The sequence below is a fragment of the Streptomyces shenzhenensis genome (genome assembly GCF_021462265.1).
GTDB classification, from domain to species: domain Bacteria; phylum Actinomycetota; class Actinomycetes; order Streptomycetales; family Streptomycetaceae; genus Streptomyces; species Streptomyces shenzhenensis.
This window is the reverse complement of record NZ_JAJONF010000018.1, coordinates 1-19981: the sequence shown is the minus strand read 5'-3', so window position 1 is coordinate 19981 and position 19981 is coordinate 1. Positions and strand designations below refer to the sequence as shown.

The 19981-nt window shown below is 71.7% G+C and carries 14 protein-coding genes; 8 read left to right on the top strand and 6 right to left on the bottom strand.

Annotated features, from left to right (window positions below; genetic code table 11):
- Positions 1-16: 16 nt before the first annotated feature.
- Positions 17-1444, bottom strand: coding sequence for an MFS transporter (locus LQ326_RS22990; RefSeq protein ID WP_234539307.1), 1428 nt, complete (start codon positions 1442-1444; stop codon positions 17-19).
- A gap of 101 nt (positions 1445-1545) precedes the next feature.
- On the opposite strand from LQ326_RS22990, the gene LQ326_RS22985 reads away from it, so the two are divergent.
- A complete protein-coding gene (locus tag LQ326_RS22985; RefSeq protein ID WP_234539306.1) occupies positions 1546-2436 on the top strand; it encodes a helix-turn-helix transcriptional regulator in 891 nt (296 codons plus the stop codon).
- 136 nt (positions 2437-2572) lie between these two features.
- On the top strand, positions 2573-2914 hold the full coding sequence (locus LQ326_RS22980; RefSeq protein ID WP_234539304.1) for an SCO4225 family membrane protein: 342 nt from the start codon (positions 2573-2575) through the stop codon (positions 2912-2914).
- A gap of 140 nt (positions 2915-3054) precedes the next feature.
- Here the strand turns inward: LQ326_RS22980 and LQ326_RS22975 are convergent, their stop codons facing one another.
- Positions 3055-4506 (bottom strand): MFS transporter, encoded by a 1452-nt coding sequence (locus LQ326_RS22975; protein ID WP_234539303.1) that lies wholly within the window; start codon positions 4504-4506, stop codon positions 3055-3057.
- Between the two features lie 95 nt (positions 4507-4601).
- Here LQ326_RS22975 and dusB point away from each other — a divergent pair, with 95 nt between their 5' ends.
- Positions 4602-5813, top strand: a complete 1212-nt coding sequence (gene dusB, locus LQ326_RS22970; RefSeq protein WP_234539301.1) for a tRNA dihydrouridine synthase DusB — start codon at positions 4602-4604, stop codon at positions 5811-5813.
- Here dusB and LQ326_RS22965 read toward each other — a convergent pair.
- The 3 genes from LQ326_RS22965 to LQ326_RS22955 all read right to left on the bottom strand — a co-directional run bounded on the left by LQ326_RS22965 (position 5810) and on the right by LQ326_RS22955 (position 11926).
- On the bottom strand, positions 5810-7618 hold the full coding sequence (locus LQ326_RS22965) for a sulfatase-like hydrolase/transferase (RefSeq protein ID WP_234539532.1): 1809 nt from the start codon (positions 7616-7618) through the stop codon (positions 5810-5812). The genes dusB and LQ326_RS22965 overlap by 4 nt on opposite strands.
- Before the next feature lie 845 nt (positions 7619-8463).
- A complete protein-coding gene (locus LQ326_RS22960; RefSeq protein ID WP_234539299.1) occupies positions 8464-10401 on the bottom strand; it encodes an amylo-alpha-1,6-glucosidase in 1938 nt (645 codons plus the stop codon).
- A gap of 64 nt (positions 10402-10465) precedes the next feature.
- Positions 10466-11926 (bottom strand): MGH1-like glycoside hydrolase domain-containing protein, encoded by a 1461-nt coding sequence (locus LQ326_RS22955; RefSeq protein ID WP_234539297.1) that lies wholly within the window; start codon positions 11924-11926, stop codon positions 10466-10468.
- A gap of 120 nt (positions 11927-12046) precedes the next feature.
- Between LQ326_RS22955 and LQ326_RS22950 the strand changes: the two genes are divergently transcribed.
- From LQ326_RS22950 to LQ326_RS22940, 3 genes are all read left to right on the top strand, one after another.
- Complete coding sequence (locus LQ326_RS22950) at positions 12047-13267, top strand: ROK family transcriptional regulator (RefSeq protein WP_234539296.1); 1221 nt, start codon at positions 12047-12049, stop codon at positions 13265-13267.
- 420 nt (positions 13268-13687) lie between these two features.
- On the top strand, positions 13688-16408 hold the full coding sequence (gene ppdK / locus LQ326_RS22945; RefSeq protein ID WP_234539295.1) for a pyruvate, phosphate dikinase: 2721 nt from the start codon (positions 13688-13690) through the stop codon (positions 16406-16408).
- 259 nt (positions 16409-16667) lie between these two features.
- Positions 16668-16889, top strand: coding sequence for a hypothetical protein (locus tag LQ326_RS22940; protein ID WP_234539293.1), 222 nt, complete (start codon positions 16668-16670; stop codon positions 16887-16889).
- Between the two features lie 349 nt (positions 16890-17238).
- Here the strand turns inward: LQ326_RS22940 and LQ326_RS22935 are convergent, their stop codons facing one another.
- The gene (locus LQ326_RS22935) at positions 17239-17967 is read right to left on the bottom strand and encodes a rhomboid family intramembrane serine protease (RefSeq protein WP_234539292.1); all 729 of its coding nucleotides are present in this window, start codon (positions 17965-17967) and stop codon (positions 17239-17241) included.
- A gap of 174 nt (positions 17968-18141) precedes the next feature.
- On the opposite strand from LQ326_RS22935, the gene LQ326_RS22930 reads away from it, so the two are divergent.
- Positions 18142-19302, top strand: a complete 1161-nt coding sequence (locus tag LQ326_RS22930; RefSeq protein ID WP_234539531.1) for a lactate 2-monooxygenase — start codon at positions 18142-18144, stop codon at positions 19300-19302.
- An 85-nt stretch (positions 19303-19387) separates the two neighbouring features.
- Positions 19388-19966 carry a YciI family protein gene (locus tag LQ326_RS22925; protein WP_234539291.1) on the top strand — a complete coding sequence of 193 codons (579 nt, stop codon included), beginning with the start codon at positions 19388-19390 and terminating at the stop codon, positions 19964-19966.
- Positions 19967-19981: the final 15 nt, after the last annotated feature.

Below are 19981 nucleotides of genomic sequence, written 5' to 3'. Positions count from 1 at the left end.
CGGGAGTGCGGCCCGGTCAGCTCACGGTGCGGGGCAGCCGCAGGCTGAGCAGGCCGGTCAGCACCACCAGGCCCAGCTGTACCAGCAGGGTGACGACCAGGGCGTCCCGCATGCCCTGGTGCGGGACCAGGGAGAGGAAGAGGGTGCCCAGGGTGGCCACGCCGAGGGCGAGCGCGGACTGCTGGGTGGTGACCATCACGCCACTGCCCACCCCGGCCCGCGCGGGCGGCACCTCCGACATCACCAGGCGCAGCACGTTGGGGAGTTGCAGGGCCTGACCGGCGCCGGCGACCGCGACCCCGGGCAGCAGACCGACCAGGTCCAGGTGCGGCCAGTCCCGCACGGCGGCGAGCACGACGAGGACCAGGCCGACCACCTGGATCACGGACCCGGCGGTCACCACCCGGCTGCCGTACCGGGCGATCAGCCGGGGCCCGGCGAGCGAGACGAACAGGAAGGCGACCGCCATCGGCGCGAGCGCCGTTCCGGCCGCGACCGGACCCAGGTGCTCCCCGCTCTGCAGGGCCACGGCGATCACGAACATGAACCCGCTGAACCCGATGGAGAACGGCAGCATCATCGCCAGTCCCCGGCGCAGCGAGGCGAGTTCGAACAGGCTGGGCGGGACCAGCGGCGTACGGCCCGTGCGGTCGGCGCGGCGCTCCACGGCGTAGAACGCGACGGCCACGCCCGGGAACGCGGCCAGCGACAGCCAGGTCCACAGCGGCCAGCCCGCCGCCCGGCCCTCGGTGAGCGGGGCGAGGAGGGTGAGCAGGGAGACGGCGAGCAGCACGGTCCCGGGTCCGTCGACGGGCTCGGGCTTCTGCGACCGGGTCTCCGGGACGAACCGTGCGCCGAGCACCAGGCCGACGACCACGACGGGCACGTTGACCAGGAACACCGACCGCCATCCCGTCCCCGCGATGTCGGCGGCGACCAGGATGCCGCCGAGTATCTGCCCGGCCACCATGGACAGGCCCGCGGTGGCGCCGTACAGGCTCATGGCGCGGGCGCGGCGGCCGCCGCTGGTGGCGGCCTGGATGGTGGCGAGGACCTGCGGGAGCATCGCGGCCGACGCGGCGCCCTGGGCGACCCGGGCGGCCACCAGCGACCAGGCGCTGGGCGCGAGCCCGCACGCCAGCGAGGTCAGCCCGAACGCGGCCATGCCGCCGAGGAAGAGCCGGCGGCGCCCGAACAGGTCGCCGAGCCGGCCGCCGAGCACCAGCAGCACGGCGTAGGCGACGCCGTAGCCGGCGACGACGAGTTCCAGGACCGCCTCGCCCGCGTGCAGGTCGGCGCCGATGGTGGGCAGGGCGACGTTGACGATGAAGAAGTCGATGAGGGGAAGGGCGGCGGCCAGCAGGACGGTGAACAGTCCGGGGCCGCCGAGCGCCGGTGGGACGGAGGGGGACCGTACGGTCGCGGTGGTGGCGGTTTCGGTCATGCACCCGAGCCTGCGGCCTGGCTCAGACTGGTACCAGAGTCTCCTTCTCCTGGTAGCAGAAGTACCTGGCAACAGGATCGGCGGCGCGGCAGTCTGGAGCCATGACGACGACGGCGCAGGAGAAGACGAACCTCCGTCCGACGGCGGCCCCGGCCCGGGGCGCGGACGTCCGGCGGCACGAGCTGGCCGCGTTCCTGCGCAGCCGCCGTGAGCGGATCACCCCGGAGGAGGTGGGTCTGCCGCGCGGCACCCGCCGCCGCACTCCCGGCCTGCGCCGCGAGGAGGTCGCGCAGCTCTCCGCGGTCGGCGTCACCTGGTACACGTGGCTGGAACAGGCCCGGGACATCCAGGTCTCCGTCCAGGTCCTGGACGCCCTCGCCCGCACCCTCCAGCTCGACGGCAGCGAGCGCGCCCACCTCTTCCAGCTGGCCGAAGCCGTCGACCCGACCCCGGCCGCGAGCTGTACGGGCGTCACCCCGGCCCTGCAGGAGATACTCCGCTCCCTGGAACCCCTGCCGGCCTCCGTCCAGAACAGCCGCTACGACATCCTGGCCTACAACCGCACCTACGCCCGCCTGATGGGCGACCTGGACGCGGTCCCGCCCGAGGACCGCAACTCCATGATCCTCGTCTACACCCACCCCGAGTGGCGGCGCTCCATCGTGCACCTGGAGGAGACCCGCCGCCTCATGGCCGCGAAGCTCCGCGCGTCCATGGCCGGCCATCTCACCGAGCCGGCCTGGAAGATGCTGGTCAAACGTCTGATCGCGGAGTCCCCGGAGTTCCGCGAGAACTGGCGGCGCTACGAGGTGATGGATCTGCGCGCCAGGACCAAGGAGTTCCTCAACCCGTACGTCGGCCTCCTCACCCTGGAACACACGGACCTGTTCCTGAACCAGGCGTCCGGGGCGCGGATGGTCACCTACGCCCCGGCGGACGACGGCTCGCGAGAGCGTCTGGAGCAGCTGTACGACCTGGTGTGCACGGGGTAGCCGAACTCCTGGCCGGTCCACGGGAACTCGTTCGCGCGACTGAGTACCCGTACTCAGGACCGGGGCACGGTCCTTCCCCGACGATGACGATGCAGACAGGCAGAGGAACCGACCACCGGCCACGGGGGAGACGACGATGGAATCCGGCCCGGCCCGCACTGTTGTCCGGCTGATGCTCACCAACCGCCTCTCGGTGGCCTACCTCGGCCTGGTCGCCGTCGTCATCGCCAAGGCCGCCGCCGACTCCGCCCACGCGGACGACCACGCCGGCGACTACGCCTGGCTCTGGCCGCCCCTGGTCACCTTCCCGGTGTTCCCGCTGGTCTCGGCGCTCGGCAGGACGGCCTGGCGCGCGGACACCCCGAACTGGTTCTTCGTCACCACGGTCGTCGTCTCGGCCCTGCTGCAGTCCCTGGCCCTGGGCGCCCTGCGCCAGGCCGTCCTCGCCCGGCACCGCCGCTCGCTGCGTTCCTGCTGACGAACAGGGCGGCGGAGACCGGTCCTTTGAGACGCGGCCGGCACGGCTCGCACCGCGCGGCGACTCGCGTTCGCCCCCTGGACCCCCTGGACCCCCTGGACCCCCTGGACCCCCTGGACCCCCTGGACCCCCTGGACCCCCTAGACCCGCTCCGCCGTCCCCACGACGTCGCGGATCTCCGGTGACTCCAGGCGCTGTGCGGCCCGTTCGGCGGTGGCGCGGGCCCAGCGGCCGTTGGTCATCGCTCCCAGGAGCAGGACCGCGAGGCCGCAGCCGACCAGGATCCACCAGCCGGGGCGGGCGGCGGTCACGAACTTGTCGGCGTACGACGACGAGCCGATCCCGGAGGCCAGGACCGCGCCGATCACCGCGACGCCGAGGGTCTGGCCCAGCTGGCGGCTGGTGGAGGCGACCGCGGCGGCGACGCCGGCCTGGGCCCTCGGCATGCCCGACACCGCCGTGTTGGTGATCGGGGCGTTCACGAAGCCGAAGCCGATGCCGAACAGGAGGTAGCCGACGAAAAGGGTGCTGTTCGAGGTCTCCGCCTGGAACGCGGCGAAGAGGACGGCGCTGGCGGTCATCGCGATGCCCGCGATCACCAGCGGCAGGCGCGGCCCCCGGCTGCCCACCAGGCGGCCCGCCAGCGGCGCGCACAGGAACAGCGGGACCGCCATCGGCAGCATCCACAGGCCCGCGTGCAGGGCGTCGAGACGGCGCACGTTCTGCAGGTAGAGCGTGGACAGGAACAGGAAGCCGCCGAGCGAGGCGAACGCGCTGATCGCGATCACGGTCGCGCCGCTGAACGGCGCGGAGCGGAAGAAACGCAGGTCGATGAGGGGTTCTTCGCGTCGCGGCTCGTACCACAGGAGGGCCAGCAGGGCGGCGAGGGCCACCGCGGCGAAGGGGAGGACCGTGCCCGTGCCCGCCGTCGGTGCCTCGATGATCGAGTAGGTCAGCGAGCCGAACAGGGCGATGACCAGGACCTGGCCCACCGGGTCGGGGCGGCGGGCCTTCGGTGCCCGGGACTCCGGCACGAAGCGCAGCGTCAGCAGGACGGCCGCAAGGCCCACCGGGAGGTTGACCCAGAAGATCGCGCGCCAGCTGACCGACTCCACGAGCAGGCCGCCGACCAGCGGGCCGGCGGCCATGGATATGCCGATCACCGCGCCCCACGCCCCGATCGCGCGGGCCCGCTCGCGCGGGTTGGTGAAGGTGTTGGTGATGATCGACATGGCGACCGGGTTGAGCATCGAACCACCGACCGCCTGGACCATGCGGAAGGCGATCAGCGAGTCGAGGTTCGGCGCGAGGGAGCAGAGCAGCGAGCCGGTCGAGAAGACGACCAGGCCGGTCATGAAGACCTTCTTGCGGCCGATCCGGTCGCCGGTGGAACCGGCGAGCATCAGGAGCGAGGCCAGGACCAGCGTGTACGCGTCGATCGTCCACTGCAGCCCCGCCGTCGAGGCGTGCAGCTCGCGCTGCATGGACGGCAGGCCGACATTCAGCGCGGTCGTGTCGAGACTCACGACGAGCAGGCTCGTGCAGCAGATCGCCAGGACGAGCATCCGGCGGTGGGGACTGAGCTCGGGCATGGTTCCCATCGTACGCCCGTTTCGATAGTGCGTCTAACTAATGAGTGCTGTGCGATCACGGCCGAGCACCGCGCGGCGTACGGGACAATGGGGGAATGCCCGAGCCCACGTCCCCCCTCCAGATCGGCCCGCACACCGTCCGGACGCCGGTCGTCCTCGCCCCCATGGCGGGGATCACCAACGCGCCCTTCCGGACCCTGTGCCGAGACTTCGCCGAAGGTGAACCCTTCACCGGAGGCGAGGCGAAGGACGGAGCCAGCGGTCTCAAGGGGCTGTTCGTCAGCGAGATGATCACGACGCGGGCGCTGGTCGAGCGCAATGAGAAGACCATGCAGCTGATCCGCTTCGACGAGAGCGAGAAGCCCCGGTCCATCCAGCTGTACGGCGTCGACCCGGCCACCGTCGGCAAGGCCGTCCGCATGATCGCGGAGGAGGGCCTGGCCGACCACATCGACCTGAACTTCGGCTGCCCGGTCCCGAAGGTGACGCGCAAGGGCGGCGGGTCGGCCCTGCCGTACAAGCGGAACCTGCTGCGCGCCATCCTGCGCGAGGCGGTGAGCGGTGCCGGTGAGCTCCCGGTCACCATGAAGATGCGCAAGGGCATCGACGACGACCACATCACCTACCTCGACGCCGGCCGGATCGCCGTCGAGGAGGGCGTCACCGCGATCGCCCTGCACGGCCGCACCGCCGCCCAGCACTACGGCGGCACCGCCGACTGGGAGGCGATCGCCCGGCTGAAGGAGCACGTCCCGGAGATCCCCGTGCTCGGCAACGGCGACATCTGGTCGGCCGAGGACGCGCTGCGGATGGTCCGGGAGACGGGCTGCGACGGCGTGGTCGTGGGGCGCGGCTGCCTGGGGCGGCCGTGGCTCTTCGCCGACCTGGTCGCCGCCTTCGAGGGCCGGGGGCAGGCCGGTGCCGGAGGCACTGACGGACACGGTGCCCGGCCGTCCCTGCGCCAGGTCGCCGAGGTCATGGTCCGGCACGCCACCCTGCTCGGCGAGTGGCTCGGCGACGAGTCCAAGGGCGTGGTCGACTTCCGCAAGCACGTCGCCTGGTACCTCAAGGGCTTCGCGGTCGGCAGCGAGATGCGGCGGCGCCTCGCGGTCACCTCGTCCCTGGCGGAGCTCCGCGCCGGCCTGGACGAACTCGACCTCGACCAGGCCTGGCCCGTCGGCGCCGACGGGCCCCGCGGCCGTACGTCCGGCAACAACCGGGTGGTGCTGCCGGACGGCTGGCTGAAGGACCCGTACGACTGCGCGGGCATCAGCGAGGACGCGGAACTGGATACGTCCGGGGGCTAGTTGGACTTCGGGTGCGGGGTGGAGCCGTATGCCGTCAGGAACTTGTCGCGGAACGCGCTCATCTTCCACACCGGGGCGTCGTGCGCCGGGCGCAGACCGTCGGTCCAGTTCCAGGAGCTGATCGCGTCCAGCACCTTCGGGTCCTTGGCGACGATCGAGACCGGTACGTCACGGCTGGCGTGGTTGCCGCTGACCCGGGCGATCGGCTGGTGGTCGCCGAGGAAGACGAGCACCGTGTTGTCGTTGCCGTAGCGCTGCAGCCACTGGGTGAGCGCGGTCACCGTGTACTGCACCGACTTGCCGTACTCCTGCCGGGACTTGGTGGTGTCGGCGATGACGTCCGACGCCTTGTTGCCGGCCTTCTCGATGGCGTTGAAGACCGAACCGTCGCCCAGTTGGTCCCACGGCACCATCTTCGGGATCGGCGCCCACGGCTGGTGGCTGGAGGTCAGGATCAGGAACGACATCCGGGACTTGCCGTCGGCCGGCTTCTTGCTGTGCACCCGCTCCTGGAACTGCTGGAGGGCGTACTGGTCGGGCATGGTCGACCAGCTGAACTTCGGTCCCTTGTAGCCGAGCTGGAAGGCGTTGTAGACCTTGTCGAGGCCGTAGAAGCTCTGCTCCGGCCAGCCCTTCTGGATGCCCGGCATCACACCGACCGTGTCGAAGTCACCGGTCTTCTTGAACGCCTTGGTCAGGCTGAGGTGATCGCTGGCCATGACCGTCCGGTACCGCTGCTGGTTGCTGACCCACAGCCCCGACATGGTGGTGGAGTGCCCGAGCCAGCTGCTGCCGCCGTAGGTCGCCGACGTCAGCCAGCCGCTCTTCGCCGCGTAACCGGCCTTCTCCAGCATCGCGGTCTGCGCGTCCAGCGTCTTGTCGACGCCGGGCGCCTCGATGGGGTCCTCGATCGCGCTGCGGCCGTAGCTCTCGATGAACGTGAAGACGACGTCCTTGCCGCGCAGGGCCGGCACCAGCTGGTCGCCCGGGGTGTTCCCGAAGGCGTCCACCTTGGCCACCTTCCGGAAGTCCGCCTCGTCCTTCAGCGTCTGCTGGACGGTCCGCACCTGCGTCTTCAGCACGGCGGTCGCCTTCTGCGCGGCGAGCGGCGACCCGGCGACCGACAGCCCGAGCGCGTTGCAGGTGATCCACACCGTGCCGACGATCAGGGTGCCCCGGGTGGCCCGGCCGCGCTGCCGGGCGAGCTGGTTGGAGACCCGTACGGTGGCCAGCGCGACCACCCCGATCAGCAGGAAGATCAGCAGGACGGCGCCCACGGTGATCGCCAGCTCGACGGTGGAGCCGAGGGTGTCCGCCAGGTAGCTGCGGGCGTCGGGCAGCAGCGACCAGTCCAGGATGATGTTGAAGGGCCGGCCCAGGTAGTCGACGAACCCCATGTTGAACATGTCGATGACGGCCAGCGCCCCGACCACCGCCCCGGCCAGCGCCGACAGAATCAGCCGGGCCCGGCGCGGCAGGCTCAGCAGCACCACCGCGCCCATGACCGCCTCGGCCGGGATCCGTACGAACGTGACCGTCTTCAGCCCGCTGAGCGTGTTCGGCATCAGCAGACAGGCGTAGACGAGCAGGGCGGACAGGGTGGTGACCGCGATCGACAGCACCCGGGCCGCGGTGGGGTGCGACGTGCGCCAGCGCTGCCATATCCGCGGCCGCCGAGCGGGGGTGGCCGCCTCGGGAACCGGTACGGGAAGGGCCCCGGCCCCGGCAGCCGACGCAACATCCCCCTTGCCCCCGGCCTCCGCCGCGATGACAGGCCCGGCCTCGGTCTCGGTCTCGGCCTCCATCTCGGGCTCGGTCTCTGCTTCGGTGACGGGCCCGGTCTTCGGCTCGGCCTCGGGCCGGGCCTCTGCTTCGGTGACGGGCCCGGTCTCCGTCTCGGGCTTGGTGTCGGCGCGGGGCCCGGCTGCTGCCCCGGGTATGGAGTCGGAAGCCGACGCGGCTTCGGCGTCGGACGCCGTGCCGGCCTCGGCATGGGCGCGGGGCCCCGCTGCTGACCCGGGTACGGGTCCGGAAGCCGACGCGGTTTCGGTTTCCACCTCGGACTCCGCTTCGGCCACGGCGTCGGACTCCGCTTTGACCCCGGCCGCGGCCTTGGCGCCGCCTCCGGGCTTGGCTTCGGTGTCGTCTCCGGGTTTGGCTTCGGTCTCGGCTTTGGTGTCGTCTCCGGGTTTGGCTTCGGACTCAGCCTCGGTTTCGGCCACGGGCTCGGCTTCGGACCTTGCCCCCGCTTCGGGCTCTGCTTTTGCGGGCTCGGCCTTCCCGGCGGCCACTGTCTCCGCGGGCTCGGCTTTCCCGGCAGCCTCTGTCTCCGCCTCCGCGGGCTCAGCCTCGGACTCCCCGGCCGTACTTGGTGACTGGCGTGTGCTCGTGTGCTGAGGCAACCCGGAGGTCCTTCCGTGCGCGACCCGTGAAACGGAAACGGCGGGTCGACGCTGGGGAGGCCTGGACCCGACAACTTCCCGTACGGCTCGCACCTGGCCCCTGTTCAGGGCCTCCGGCAAACACCGGGCAAACCGCTACCAAGCAGCGCCCCAAGCCCGCGCCCCCGAAGGGGCGCGGGACTGTGCCGACACGCGGTTCCGCCGCGCGGGCGCGGCAAGCTCCCCCCGGCCCGCGGCCCGGACGCGACCTACGCCCCGCCCACGGCGGTGAGCAGCGCCAGCGGAGCCGTCGCCGACCGCGACTCCCGCACGCACGCGTGCGGATACGGCACCGGCTCCGGATGCGTGTCCCTCCCGTACCCGGCCAGCACCTCCGGCAACCGGTGCCCGCCCGCCGTGGCCGCGTCCACCAGCCCGTGCGCCACGGCCCGCGCCTCGTCGTGCAGCCCGTAGCGGGCCAGCCCCAGCGCGATCAGCGCGTTGTCGTGCGGCCACACCGACCCGCGGTGGTACGACAGAGGGTGGTACGCCGCCTGCCCCGCGGCCAGCGTCCGCACCCCCCACCCCGAGAAGAAGTCCGGCTCCAGCAACCGCCGCCCGACCACCTCCCCGTACTCCTTGTCCAGCAGCCCGGACCACAGCAGATGCCCGGCGTCCGAGGCGAGCGCGTCGACCTGGCGCCCCTCCCCGTCCAGCGCCAGCGCGGGGAAGGACGCCTCCCGCATCCAGAAGTCCTGCTGGAACCGGTCCCGCAGATCACCGGCGGCCTGCTCCAGGAGCGCCGCGTACGTCTCGTCGGCCCACACCGTCCGCGCCACCCACGCGGTCCGGCGCAGCGCGTCGTACGCGTACCCCTGCGCGCCCGCCGCCATCACGGTCCCCACCGGCCTGCTGCCGTCGGCGTAGCAGATCGCGCCGGGGGAGTCCTTCCAGTTCTGGTTGGCGAGGCCGCCCTTGTCCGCGCGGTAGACGAGATAGCCGCGTGAGGTCAGCCCACCGTGGTCGAGCATCCAGCCGACGGCCGCGCGCGCGTTGCGTTCGAGCCGCCGGGCCATGCCCAGGTCCCCGGTCCGCTCCACGTACGCGCCCAGCAGGATCAGGAACAGCGGTGTCGCGTCGACCGAGCCGTAGTAACGCCCGTACGGCACCTGCCCGAAGTGGGCCAGCTCGCCGTGCCGTACCTCGTGGACGATCTTCCCGGGCTGGGCCACGGAGTGCGCGCCGGTCTCGGTGGCCTGGGTGGCGGCGAGGGCGGGGAGGGTGGCCGCGGCCAGGTGCGGGCGGTAGGGGAGGGCGAACAGGGAGGTGAGGAGGGCGTCGCGGCCGAGCAGGGTGAGGAACCAGGGGGCCCCGGCGGCCGGAACCCTGAGCTCCTCGCCGTCCGGGCCGGTGGCCGGCACCTGGAGGGTGGCGAGGTCGCACAGGCCGCGGGCGCAGGCCGCCGCCAGCTCCGGCCAGCCGGTCGGGAAGGCCACGCCCTGGACGAACTGTCCTTCCAGCGCGAGGAGCTGTTCGTTCAGCGCGGCCGGGTCACGGGGCACCCGGAGCGCCCGTTTGTCGCCGTGCGGGCGTGCCATCACCCGTACCAGCAGTTCGGCCGTGCCGTGCGGCCCGAGTTCCAGCGTCCAGACCATCCGGCGGGCGCCGGTCCCGGTCTCCTCCACGCCGTCGGGGGCCGGCTCGGCGGTGATCGTCGTGGAGGACCGCCACTCGCCCCGGCGGTAGCCGAACTCCAGCCCGTCGTCGAGGACCTGGCGGGAGCGGACGGCGCCGGGCTTGGTGTAGGTGCGGTGGTCGGCCCGGAGTTCGAACTGGTCGGTGAAGTCGGCGTCGGCGGTGATCGCGAGCCGGATCGTGGTCGGCACCGGGCGGTTGCTGGTGACCCGCAGGGACTCCACGAACGAGCCGTCGCCGACCGCCTGTGCACGGAAGAGCGTGTGCGCGGGCGGTTCCTGGCGGCCGCCGCGCGGGACCAGGACACAGTGCGTGCCGTCCCCGTCGGCGACCGGGGTGAGCACCTCGGGCAGCGCCCCGTCGACCGTCAGCTGCCAGCGGCTGAGGTGCCGGGCGTCCCGTACGAATAACCCGTCCGGGGAACCGCCGCCCCGCACGCCGCTGATGTCGCCGCGGTCGTCCACGGCCGCGAACGTCGTGCCGTGCACGAGCAGATGATGCCGGTCCGTCATCCCCGGTCCCCTCCTTCGTCCCTCTGGTCGAACGTGCGGTGTCCGTCGAGGACACCCCGTTTTGTCAGCTCTTGTCCAGGTTTTGACGATCGTTGTGTGGTTCGTCGTACGGCCCGGCGTGCGGTGCGTGCCGCTGGTGGTGCAGGTCCAGCGCGAGCGCCGCCGTCCAGCTGAACCCGGTCGCGCCGCACGCCTCACCGGTGAACGGGTCGACGTACTCGGCGAACCCGCTCGCGTCGGCCGTCCGTACGACCGCCTCGCCGAGCGCGTTTGCCCGCTCCCGTTCGCCGTGCTCGCGCAGCCCCCGCTCCAGCAGCCAGCCGGTGTTGGACCAGGCGGGCCCGCGCCAGTAGCGGTGCGGGTCGAAGGCCTCGCCGAGCAGGTCGTAACTGGGCACCAGGCGGGTGCCGGTGCCGAAGTGCGGGCCGTCCAGCGTGCGCACGAGCGCGGCGACGATCTCCCGGGGCAGCGTGGGCAGGAGCAGCGGGATCAGCCCGGAGACGCCGCGCTCGGGGATCAGCCCGCCGCCCTTGCCGTCCGCGCCGTCCCGCAGGTCCCGGCAGAGGAACATCTCCCGCTCGGGATCCCACAGCCGCTCCACCAGCGCCGCCGTCAGCCGCTGGGCCCGCGCGTGCCGGGCCGTGCCGGGCGCGCCCAGCTCCCGCGCGATCCGCGCGAGGGCGTGCTCGGAGGCGATGAGCAGCGCGTTGAACGCGGGGTCCTCGACGGCGAAGTCCCTCGCCCGGTCCGCGTATCCGGCGTCGCGGTAGTCGGCCGCCAGCCGCACGTACCGCCCGTAGTCGAGATCCGTCGGCCGGTCCTCGGCGGCGCCGTGGTCCAGGTCGGCGCGGCGGAAGGAGCGCGCCGGGGCCGGGGCGACCCGGGCCAGCGGGGCGTCCCAGCAGGGGCTGTTGTCCATGCCCTGCTCCCAGGGGTGGACGACGGACGCCAGCCCGCCCCCGCCCAGGTCGCGCCGGTGCAGCAGGTAGCGGTGCCAGGCGGCGAGCCGTGGGTAGACACCGGACAGGAAGCCCCGTGCACGCGACAGACCCGGGTCGGCGAGGTGCACCAGCCAGGCCGCCAGCGCGTGCACCGGTGGCTGCACGATCCCGGAGGTCTGTACGGTGCGCGGGGCGCCCGCAGCGCGCCCCGCGGTCGAGGAGCGCCAGAAGTCGGGGCTCGGGAAGTACGCGTCGAGCGGCACGGAGGGGTTGAACACGATGTGCGGGATCCGCCCGTCCCCCCACTGGGCGGCCAGCAGCGTCTCCAGCTCCGTCTGCGCGCGCAGCGGCGACAGGTGCCTGAGGCCGATCGCGATGAACGCCGAGTCCCATGACCACTGGTGCGGATACAGGCTCCGGGAGGGCACGGTCGAACTGCCGGTCCAGTTGTCGTCGAGCACCTGTGCGGCTCTGACGTGCAGGGACCGTCCTCCCCTCGCGCCGTCGGCGGCGAGGGCGGGCGGCGGATCGTATGCAATGCCGCGATCGAGCGCATGGGTGGTGAGCTGGGCAGTGCGATCCACTCGGGACTCCCCGAAGACGTCCGGCCGACCGGGTTTGGCTGTGGCTACCGTAGGGTTACGTCTATTTAACACGCAAAACTCAATATGTAATGCAAGCTTGAGAAACACAAGGGGGTGCGCATGACCGGACGTCCCGGCAGGACCGGCAAGGGCGGCGGACAGGCGAGCGCCGGCGATCTGCTCGAACTGGTGCGTAACGGACGGGCCGTGACCCGTGGCGCGCTCCAGCAGGCGACCGGCCTCTCCCGCGCGACCGTCGGCCACCGCCTGGACCGTCTGTTCCGCGCCGGCTGGCTGCGCGAGGGCGCCGGCGGCCCGGTCGACTCCCCGCTGGGCGGACGCCCCTCCATCACCCTCGAATTCGACGACTCGCACGCGGTCGTCCTCGCCGCCGACCTGGAGACCCGCCACGCCCGCGCCGCCGTGCTCTCGCTCACCGGCGAGATCCTCGCCGAGCACTCCGGCACCCTGGTCATCCAGGACGGCCCGGACGCCGTGCTCGGCGAACTCGGCCGCTGGTTCGCCGAGCTGCTGGAGAAGGCCGGCCACGCCGCCACGGAGGTGTGCGGGATCGGCCTCGCGGTGCCGGGGCCGGTCGACATGGAGACCGGCCGGGTGGTCCAGCCGCCGATCATGCCGGGCTGGGACGGCTACGACATCAGGGGCCGCCTGGCCAGGGCGTTCACGGAGCACACGGGCGCCCTGCCCGTTCCGGTCCTGGTGGACAACGACGCGAACCTGCTGGCGTACGGGGAGCAGCGCACCGGCTACCCGGACTGCTCGGCGTTCGTCCTCGTGAAAGTCTCGACGGGTATCGGCGCCGGGGTCGTGGTGGACGGCTCGATCTACCGGGGCATCGACGGCGGCGCCGGGGACATCGGCCACATCCGGGTGGGCGCCGAGGCGCAGTGCCGCTGCGGTTCGTACGGCTGCCTCGCCGCGGTGGCCAGCGGCGGTGCCGTGGCCCGGCGGCTGGCGGCGGCCGGGGTGCCCGCGGCCTCCGGCTCGGACGTGCGCGACCTGCTCGCCTCGGGCCACCCGGAGGCGGCCGCCCTGGCGCGGGAGGCCGGCCGCCTGGTCGGGGACGTGCTGGCGACGGTCGTGACCCTGCTCAACCCGGGCGTCCTGATGATCGCGGGCGACCTGGCGGGCACCCCGTTCCTCACCGGCGTGCGTGAACTCCTCTACCAGCGGGCACTGCCCCGCTCCACCGCTCATCTGGACGTCGTGACCTCGAAGCTCGGGGAGCGGGCCGGGCTTATCGGGGCCGGGGCGCTGGTCGTGGAGCACCTGTACGCGCCGGCGCGGGTGGAGGAGCGGTTGCTGGCGCTGGGCGTGTGACCGGCGTGTTTCGAGCGCGTCCCGGTGTCCGCGGCCCCGTCCGGATGGTGAACTCCGGCGGTCTGTGACAGCGTGATTCTCGCCACCCTTGATAAGGGTAGCGCTCAGATGAGCGGATCATGGGCGACTGCACTTCTCCAAAGGGTGGCACTGGGTGCCACCCTTTGATCGTTCATCGATCGAAATCAGATGTGCGGGATGTCCGCTCACCTGAGCGGAATGGTGCGGAGTTGAGCGGTCTTGTGTTCAAGAAATGAAAACATAAGCCGGTCTTCGCTTGCCAAGCTTTGACTTTCGATCCGGTGGCGGACGGCTGGTTACGAGCGCATGACACGCAAGTAGACGTACCCAGGAGCCTTTGATCTGGGTATGTTCCTGGCCGTCAGGGCAGCCACCGAGTCTTCCAGGGAGTCGAGACCCGTGTCGGAAAACAAAGAACCCCACGCGGCGAAGTTCGTTTACGACTTCACCGAGGGAAACAAGGACCTCAAGGACCTCCTGGGCGGCAAGGGCGCGAACCTCGCCGAGATGACCAATCTGGGGCTTCCCGTTCCCCCCGGCTTCACGATCACGACAGAAGCCTGCAAGGTCTACCTGGGCAGCGGCGAGGAGCCGACGGCACTGCGTGACGAGGTGAGTGCGCACCTCGACGCCCTCGAAGAGCGGATGGGCAAGAAGCTCGGCCAGGCCGACAACCCGCTCCTGGTCTCGGTCCGCTCCGGCGCCAAGTTCTCCATGCCCGGCATGATGGACACGGTCCTGAACATCGGCCTCTCCGACAAGTCCGTGCAGGGTCTCGCCAAGCAGGCCGGCGACGACCGCTTCGCCTGGGACTCCTACCGCCGCCTCATCCAGATGTTCGGCAAGACGGTCCTCGGCGTCGACGGCGAGCTCTTCGAGGAGGCCCTGGACGCGGCGAAGGAGGCCAAGCAGGTCACCGTCGACACCGACCTGGAGGCCGCCGACCTCAAGAAGCTCGTCACCAAGTTCAAGAGGATCGTCAAGACCGAGGCCGGCCGGGAGTTCCCGCAGGACCCGCGCGAGCAGATGGACCTCGCGATCAAGGCGGTCTTCGAGTCCTGGAACACCGACCGGGCCAAGCTCTACCGCCGACAGGAGCGCATCCCCGGCGACCTCGGCACCGCCGTCAACGTCTGCTCCATGGTCTTCGGCAACCTCGGCCCCGACTCCGGCACGGGCGTCGCCTTCACCCGCGACCCCGCCTCCGGCCACCAGGGCGTCTACGGCGACTACCTCCAGAACGCCCAGGGCGAGGACGTGGTCGCGGGCATCCGCAACACGGTCCCGCTGGCCGAGCTGGAGAACATCGACAAGAAGTCGTACGACCAGCTGATGCAGATCATGGAGACGCTGGAGAACCACTACAAAGACCTCTGCGACATCGAGTTCACGATCGAGCGCGGTCAGCTGTGGATGCTCCAGACCCGGGTCGGCAAGCGCACCGCGGGCGCGGCCTTCCGGATCGCGACCCAGCTGGTGGACCAGGGCCTGATCGACGAGACCGAGGCCCTCCAGCGGGTGACGGGCGCCCAGCTCGCCCAGCTGATGTTCCCCCGCTTCGACGAGCAGGCCAAGGCCCAGCAGGTCGGCCGTGGCATCGCGGCCTCGCCGGGCGCGGCGGTGGGCAAGGCGGTCTTCGACTCGTACACGGCGGTGAAGTGGTCCCGCTCGGGCGAGAAGGTCATCCTGGTCCGCCGTGAGACCAACCCCGACGACCTCGACGGCATGATCGCCGCCGAGGGCATCCTGACCTCGCGGGGCGGCAAGACCTCCCACGCCGCAGTGGTCGCACGCGGCATGGGCAAGACCTGCGTGTGCGGCGCCGAGGACCTGGAGGTCGACACCAAGCGCCGGCGGATGACCGTCCCCGGCGGTCACGTGGTCGAAGAGGGCGACGTGATCTCCATCGACGGCTCGTCCGGCAAGGTCTACCTGGGTGAGGTACCGGTCGTACCCTCCCCGGTCGTCGAGTACTTCGAGGGCCGGATGCACGCGGGCGCCCAGGACGCCGACGAACTGGTCGAGGCCGTCCACCGCATCATGGCCTTCGCGGACCGCAAGCGCCGGCTGCGCGTGCGCGCCAACGCCGACAACGCCGAGGACGCCCTGCGGGCCCGCCGCTTCGGCGCCCAGGGCATCGGCCTGTGCCGTACCGAGCACATGTTCCTCGGCGACCGCCGCGAACTGGTGGAACGTCTGATCCTGGCGGACACCGAGGAGGACCGCGAGGAGGCCCTCAGCGCTCTTCTCCCCCTCCAGAAGCAGGACTTCGTCGAGCTCTTCTCGGCGATGGACGGCCTGCCGGTCACGGTCCGCCTCCTCGACCCGCCGCTGCACGAGTTCCTCCCGGACATCACGGAACTCTCGGTCCGCGTGGCCCTCGCCGAGTCCCGCCAGGAACCCCACGAGAACGAACTGCGCCTCCTCCAGGCGGTCCACCGCCTGCACGAGCAGAACCCCATGCTCGGCCTGCGCGGCGTGCGCCTCGGCCTGGTCATCCCCGGCCTGTTCACGATGCAGGTCCGGGCCATCGCCGAGGCCGCCGCCGAACGCAAGAACGCCAAGTGCGACCCGCGCGCCGAGATCATGATCCCGCTGGTCGGCACGGTCCAGGAGCTGGAGATCGTCCGCGAGGAGGCCGACCAGGTCATCGCGGAGGTGGAGGCGGCGACGGGAACGAACCTGAAGCTGTCGATCGGCACCATGATCGAACTCCCGCGGGCGGCCCTGACGGCGGCCCAGATCGCGGAAGCGGCGGAGTTCTTCTCGTTCGGCACGAACGACCTGACCCAGACGGTCTGGGGCTTCTCCCGCGACGACGTGGAGGCCTCGTTCTTCACCGCCTACCTGGAGAAGGGCATCTTCGGAGTCTCCCCCTTCGAGACGATCGACCGGGACGGCGTCGGCTCCCTGGTGGCGGCCGCGGCGAAGGCCGGCCGCGCCACCCGCCCGGACCTGAAGCTGGGCGTCTGCGGCGAACACGGCGGTGACCCGGAGTCGGTCCACTTCTTCCACGAGGTAGGCCTGGACTACGTCTCCTGCAGCCCGTTCCGCATCCCGGTGGCCCGCCTGGAGGCGGGCCGCGCGGCCACCCAGTCGGAGGGCAGCGACCACCGCTGATCCCGCCGGGGTCCCGTGAACCCCGGGTCCGCCGTCCGTCCCCGACCCTCAAGACCGATGGACGGCGGGCCCGGCACGCAAGAGGAGGGGCGGCACCCCATGTGCGGGGGTGCCGCCCCTTCGTGTGCCGCGGTGCAAGTATTTGGCGGGCTTCATCGAGGATTGAAACAGCAGGTCAGGGGTGTGATGCCGGGGTTTTCCGGTGGATCTGTGCCGATGGCCACAGCGGACGGGGCACAACGTGGGTTCATACTGAGTCATGACTAAGCCCGCGGCACCGAAGCGTCATCTGCCCACCAGTCCCTTCAAGGCCCCGGTCGCACCGGCTCCCAAGCACTTCGCGATGGGGGACCAGGTCACGCATGACGTGTACGGCCTCGGCCGGGTCATCGGCGTCGAGGACGGAATCGCCGCACTCGTGGATTTCGGCTCGGCGCAGATGCGGATCCTGAGCCCGTACGCCAAGATGACCAAGCTCTAGGACCGACGTGCCTGGGGACCTGTAACGAAAGGCAGACCTCTCATCGACGCCACCTCGCTGTTCTCCGCTCTGGAAGGGCAACCCCGCCGTTCCACCGCGGTGTCGCCGCCTCCGACGACGCAGCCCTTCCACGCCCCGGACTTCGGAGAGGACGAGTTCCTCTGGTCCGGGGACGCACCGGAGCCCGACCCGGGCACGCCGGCGCAGCGGCCCGCGGCCGCGTAGTCCGTTCAGTCGTTCAGCTGTTCAGCCGTCCAGTCCTGTTCACGGCCGTCCAGGCGAACCCCGGCGCCGTTCCGGCACCGGCCCGTCGCCGCCCGGCCGTGAACCTGGGCGCACGCCCGGCCGGTCAGAGCAGGCCGAGGTCGTCCAGCTCCTTGTAGAGACCGGCGCGCGGCGAGCCGGGACCCGGCTGTGCGGTGCCGCCGGAGGCGGTGCGCGGGGCGATGTCGCCGGCGGCCGCCCGCGGCGCGCGGCGGTCGCGGAAGAGCCAGGCTCCGACCAGGCCCCCCAGCAGCCCGCCGAGGTGACCGAGCCAGCTCACGCCCGGGGTGCCGGGAACGGCCACGGTCAGCAGGTAGGCGAAGGACGCGCCCATGACGATCCCGATCAGCGTGTCGATCAGGTGCCGGTCGAAGAGGCCCCGTACGACGACGTAACCGAAGTATCCGAAGATCAGGCCGCTGGCGCCGACCGTCGCCACGTCGCCGTGCTCGAAGAACCACACGACCAGGCCGCTGCTCAGCGCGATCAGCAGGGTCAGTCCGAGGAACCGCGCCACGCCCCGGTAGGCGGCGAGGAAGCCGAAGACGAACAGCGGGCCGGAGTTGCTCTCGATGTGCGCCCAGCTCCAGTGCAGCAGCGGCGCCACCAGGACGTCGGGCAGGGTGCCGACGTCGCCGGAGACCACCGCGTAGTGCCGGGAGAGGGCGTAGTGGTCGGAGTAGTTGGCCAACTGCACCAGCCAGACGACCGCGAGCAGGCCGAACATCACGAAGAACGCCTTCCGCGCCTCCGCGATCATCTGCTCGGGACCCATCGGCACCGGTGCGGGCCGGTCCTTCTTCAGCACACCCATGGCAGGCTCCCCCTCGAACGGCCGTCGCGTCCCCACCACGGCGCACTGTACGACAGCCCGGTGACAGGAGCCGAGCCGGAATCCTGCGCCCGGAAGCCGTTGTGCGCCATTCTCCCCTTGTGGATCAGCAGGGCCCGCACCCCGCGGTGCTCCCTCGTGCAGAAGGGCCGGATCATGGCGTTCGCCGACTACCAGAACGAGATCTACCTCGACGGGCTGCGCGGAGTGGTGCCGCGGTTCCCGATGTCGTACGCCGACCTGGAGCCGCTGGCCCAGGCCGCGTTGCCCCCGTCGGTGCGCTCCTACGTCGCGGGCGGCGCCGGTGACGAGCGCACGCAGCGGGCCAATGTCAGCGCGTTCGAGCGCTGGGGGCTGGTGCCGCGCATGCTAGTGGGGGCCGTGGAGCGGGACCTGTCCGTCGACCTGTTCGGGATACGGCTGCCCTCGCCGCTGTTCATGGCCCCGGTCGGGGTGATCGGGCTGTGCGCGCAGGACGGCCACGGCGACCTCGCCGTCGCCCGCGCCGCCGCCCGCACCGGCGTACCGATGGTCGCCTCGACGCTGACCGTCGACCCGCTGGAGCAGGTGGCCGGCGAGTCCGGCTCCACCCCGGCGTTCTTCCAGCTCTACACCCCCACCGACCGGGAGCTGGCCGAGAGCCTGGTGCACCGGGCCGAGAAGGCCGGGTACAAGGGGATCGTGGTCACCCTGGACACCTGGATCACCGGCTGGCGGCCCCGCGACCTGAGCACCAGCAACTTCCCGCAACTGCGGGGGAACTGCCTGGCCAACTACACCAGCGACCCCGTCTTCCGCGCCCGCCTCGGCAAGAACCCCGAGGACGACCCGCAGGCCGCCGTCGCGCTCTGGGCGGGGATCTTCGGCAACCCGCTCACCTGGAACGACCTGCCCTGGCTGCGGTCGATCACCGAGCTGCCGCTGATCCTCAAGGGCATCTGCCACCCCGAGGACGTCCGCCGTGCCAAGGACGCCGGCGTGGACGGGATCTACTGCTCCAACCACGGCGGCCGCCAGGCCAACGGCGGCCTGCCCGCCCTCGACGCGCTGCCGGGGGTGGTCGAGGCAGCCGACGGCCTGCCCGTCCTGTTCGACTCCGGCGTCCGCACGGGCGCCGACATCGTCAAGGCGATCGCGCTGGGTGCGACGGCGGTGGGCGTCGGCCGCCCGTACGCCTATGGTCTCGCCTACGGCGGTGAGCCCGGCCTCGTCCACGTCCTGCGGGCGCTGCTCGCCGAGGCCGACCTGCTCATGGCCGTCGACGGCTACCCGACCCTCGCCGACCTCACCCCCGAGACCCTGCGCCGCGTCGCCTGACCCGTACGGCAGCGCCACCGCCGGGCGGAACCGTCGCGGAAACCGTGTTGAGGCGCTGTGGCGTCCTGCGGAAGGCTCCCTGTGCATGGAGTTCTTCTGTTACCACCGTGACCGTGCCGGCTCCGTGGCGTTGCGTGCGGAGTCGGTGGAGGACCACTGGGCCTACATGGACCGCTTCGAGGCCGGGCTGATCGCTCGGGGACCGGCGTTCGACGCGGGCGGTGAGGTGCCGGCCGGGAGTGTGCACATCGTCGACCTGCCCGGCCCCGCCGCCGCCCGCGCGTTCGCCTTCGACGAGCCCAACTACCAGGCCGGCGTGTACCGGGACGTGCTGCTGCGGCGGTGGCGCAACCTGCTGGGGCGCACCATGTGGGAGTTCCCCGGCGGCCGCACCGGCGGCAACCGCTACCTGGTGCTCGGCCTCGGGCCGGTGCCGGGGCGGGCCACTGCCGACGGTGCCGTCACCTGTCCCGGCCTTCCGCCCGGCACCGACCACGACGACCTGATCGCCTTCGGCCCGCTGCTGTCCGACGACGGCGCCACCTGGGTCGGCACGGCGGCCCTGGTGCGGGCCCTGGACCGGGAGCGGGCGGCGGGTGTGCTGGGCCCGGTGCGGTACGCGGGCGTCGAGGTGTACGAGTGGGAGTTCGGCGGCCGCCGGTGACGACGTGAACCGCGC

Excerpts from the sequence above, each read along its gene's own strand:
- LQ326_RS22975 (WP_234539303.1), bottom strand. The coding sequence starts at position 4,506 with ATGCCCGAGCTCAGTCCCCACCGCCGGATGCTCGTCCTGGCGATCTGC.
- LQ326_RS22940 (WP_234539293.1), top strand. The coding sequence starts at position 16,668 with ATGACTAAGCCCGCGGCACCGAAGCGTCATCTGCCCACCAGTCCCTTC.
- LQ326_RS22925 (WP_234539291.1), top strand. The coding sequence starts at position 19,388 with ATGGAGTTCTTCTGTTACCACCGTGACCGTGCCGGCTCCGTGGCGTTG.
- LQ326_RS22935 (WP_234539292.1), bottom strand. The coding sequence starts at position 17,967 with ATGGGTGTGCTGAAGAAGGACCGGCCCGCACCGGTGCCGATGGGTCCC.
- LQ326_RS22985 (WP_234539306.1), top strand. The coding sequence starts at position 1,546 with ATGACGACGACGGCGCAGGAGAAGACGAACCTCCGTCCGACGGCGGCC.
- LQ326_RS22965 (WP_234539532.1), bottom strand. The coding sequence starts at position 7,618 with ATGGAGGCCGAGACCGAGACCGAGGCCGGGCCTGTCATCGCGGCGGAG.
- LQ326_RS22930 (WP_234539531.1), top strand. The coding sequence starts at position 18,142 with ATGGCGTTCGCCGACTACCAGAACGAGATCTACCTCGACGGGCTGCGC.
- dusB (WP_234539301.1), top strand. The coding sequence starts at position 4,602 with ATGCCCGAGCCCACGTCCCCCCTCCAGATCGGCCCGCACACCGTCCGG.
- LQ326_RS22960 (WP_234539299.1), bottom strand. The coding sequence starts at position 10,401 with ATGACGGACCGGCATCATCTGCTCGTGCACGGCACGACGTTCGCGGCC.
- LQ326_RS22990 (WP_234539307.1), bottom strand. The coding sequence starts at position 1,444 with ATGACCGAAACCGCCACCACCGCGACCGTACGGTCCCCCTCCGTCCCA.
- LQ326_RS22950 (WP_234539296.1), top strand. The coding sequence starts at position 12,047 with ATGACCGGACGTCCCGGCAGGACCGGCAAGGGCGGCGGACAGGCGAGC.
- LQ326_RS22980 (WP_234539304.1), top strand. The coding sequence starts at position 2,573 with ATGGAATCCGGCCCGGCCCGCACTGTTGTCCGGCTGATGCTCACCAAC.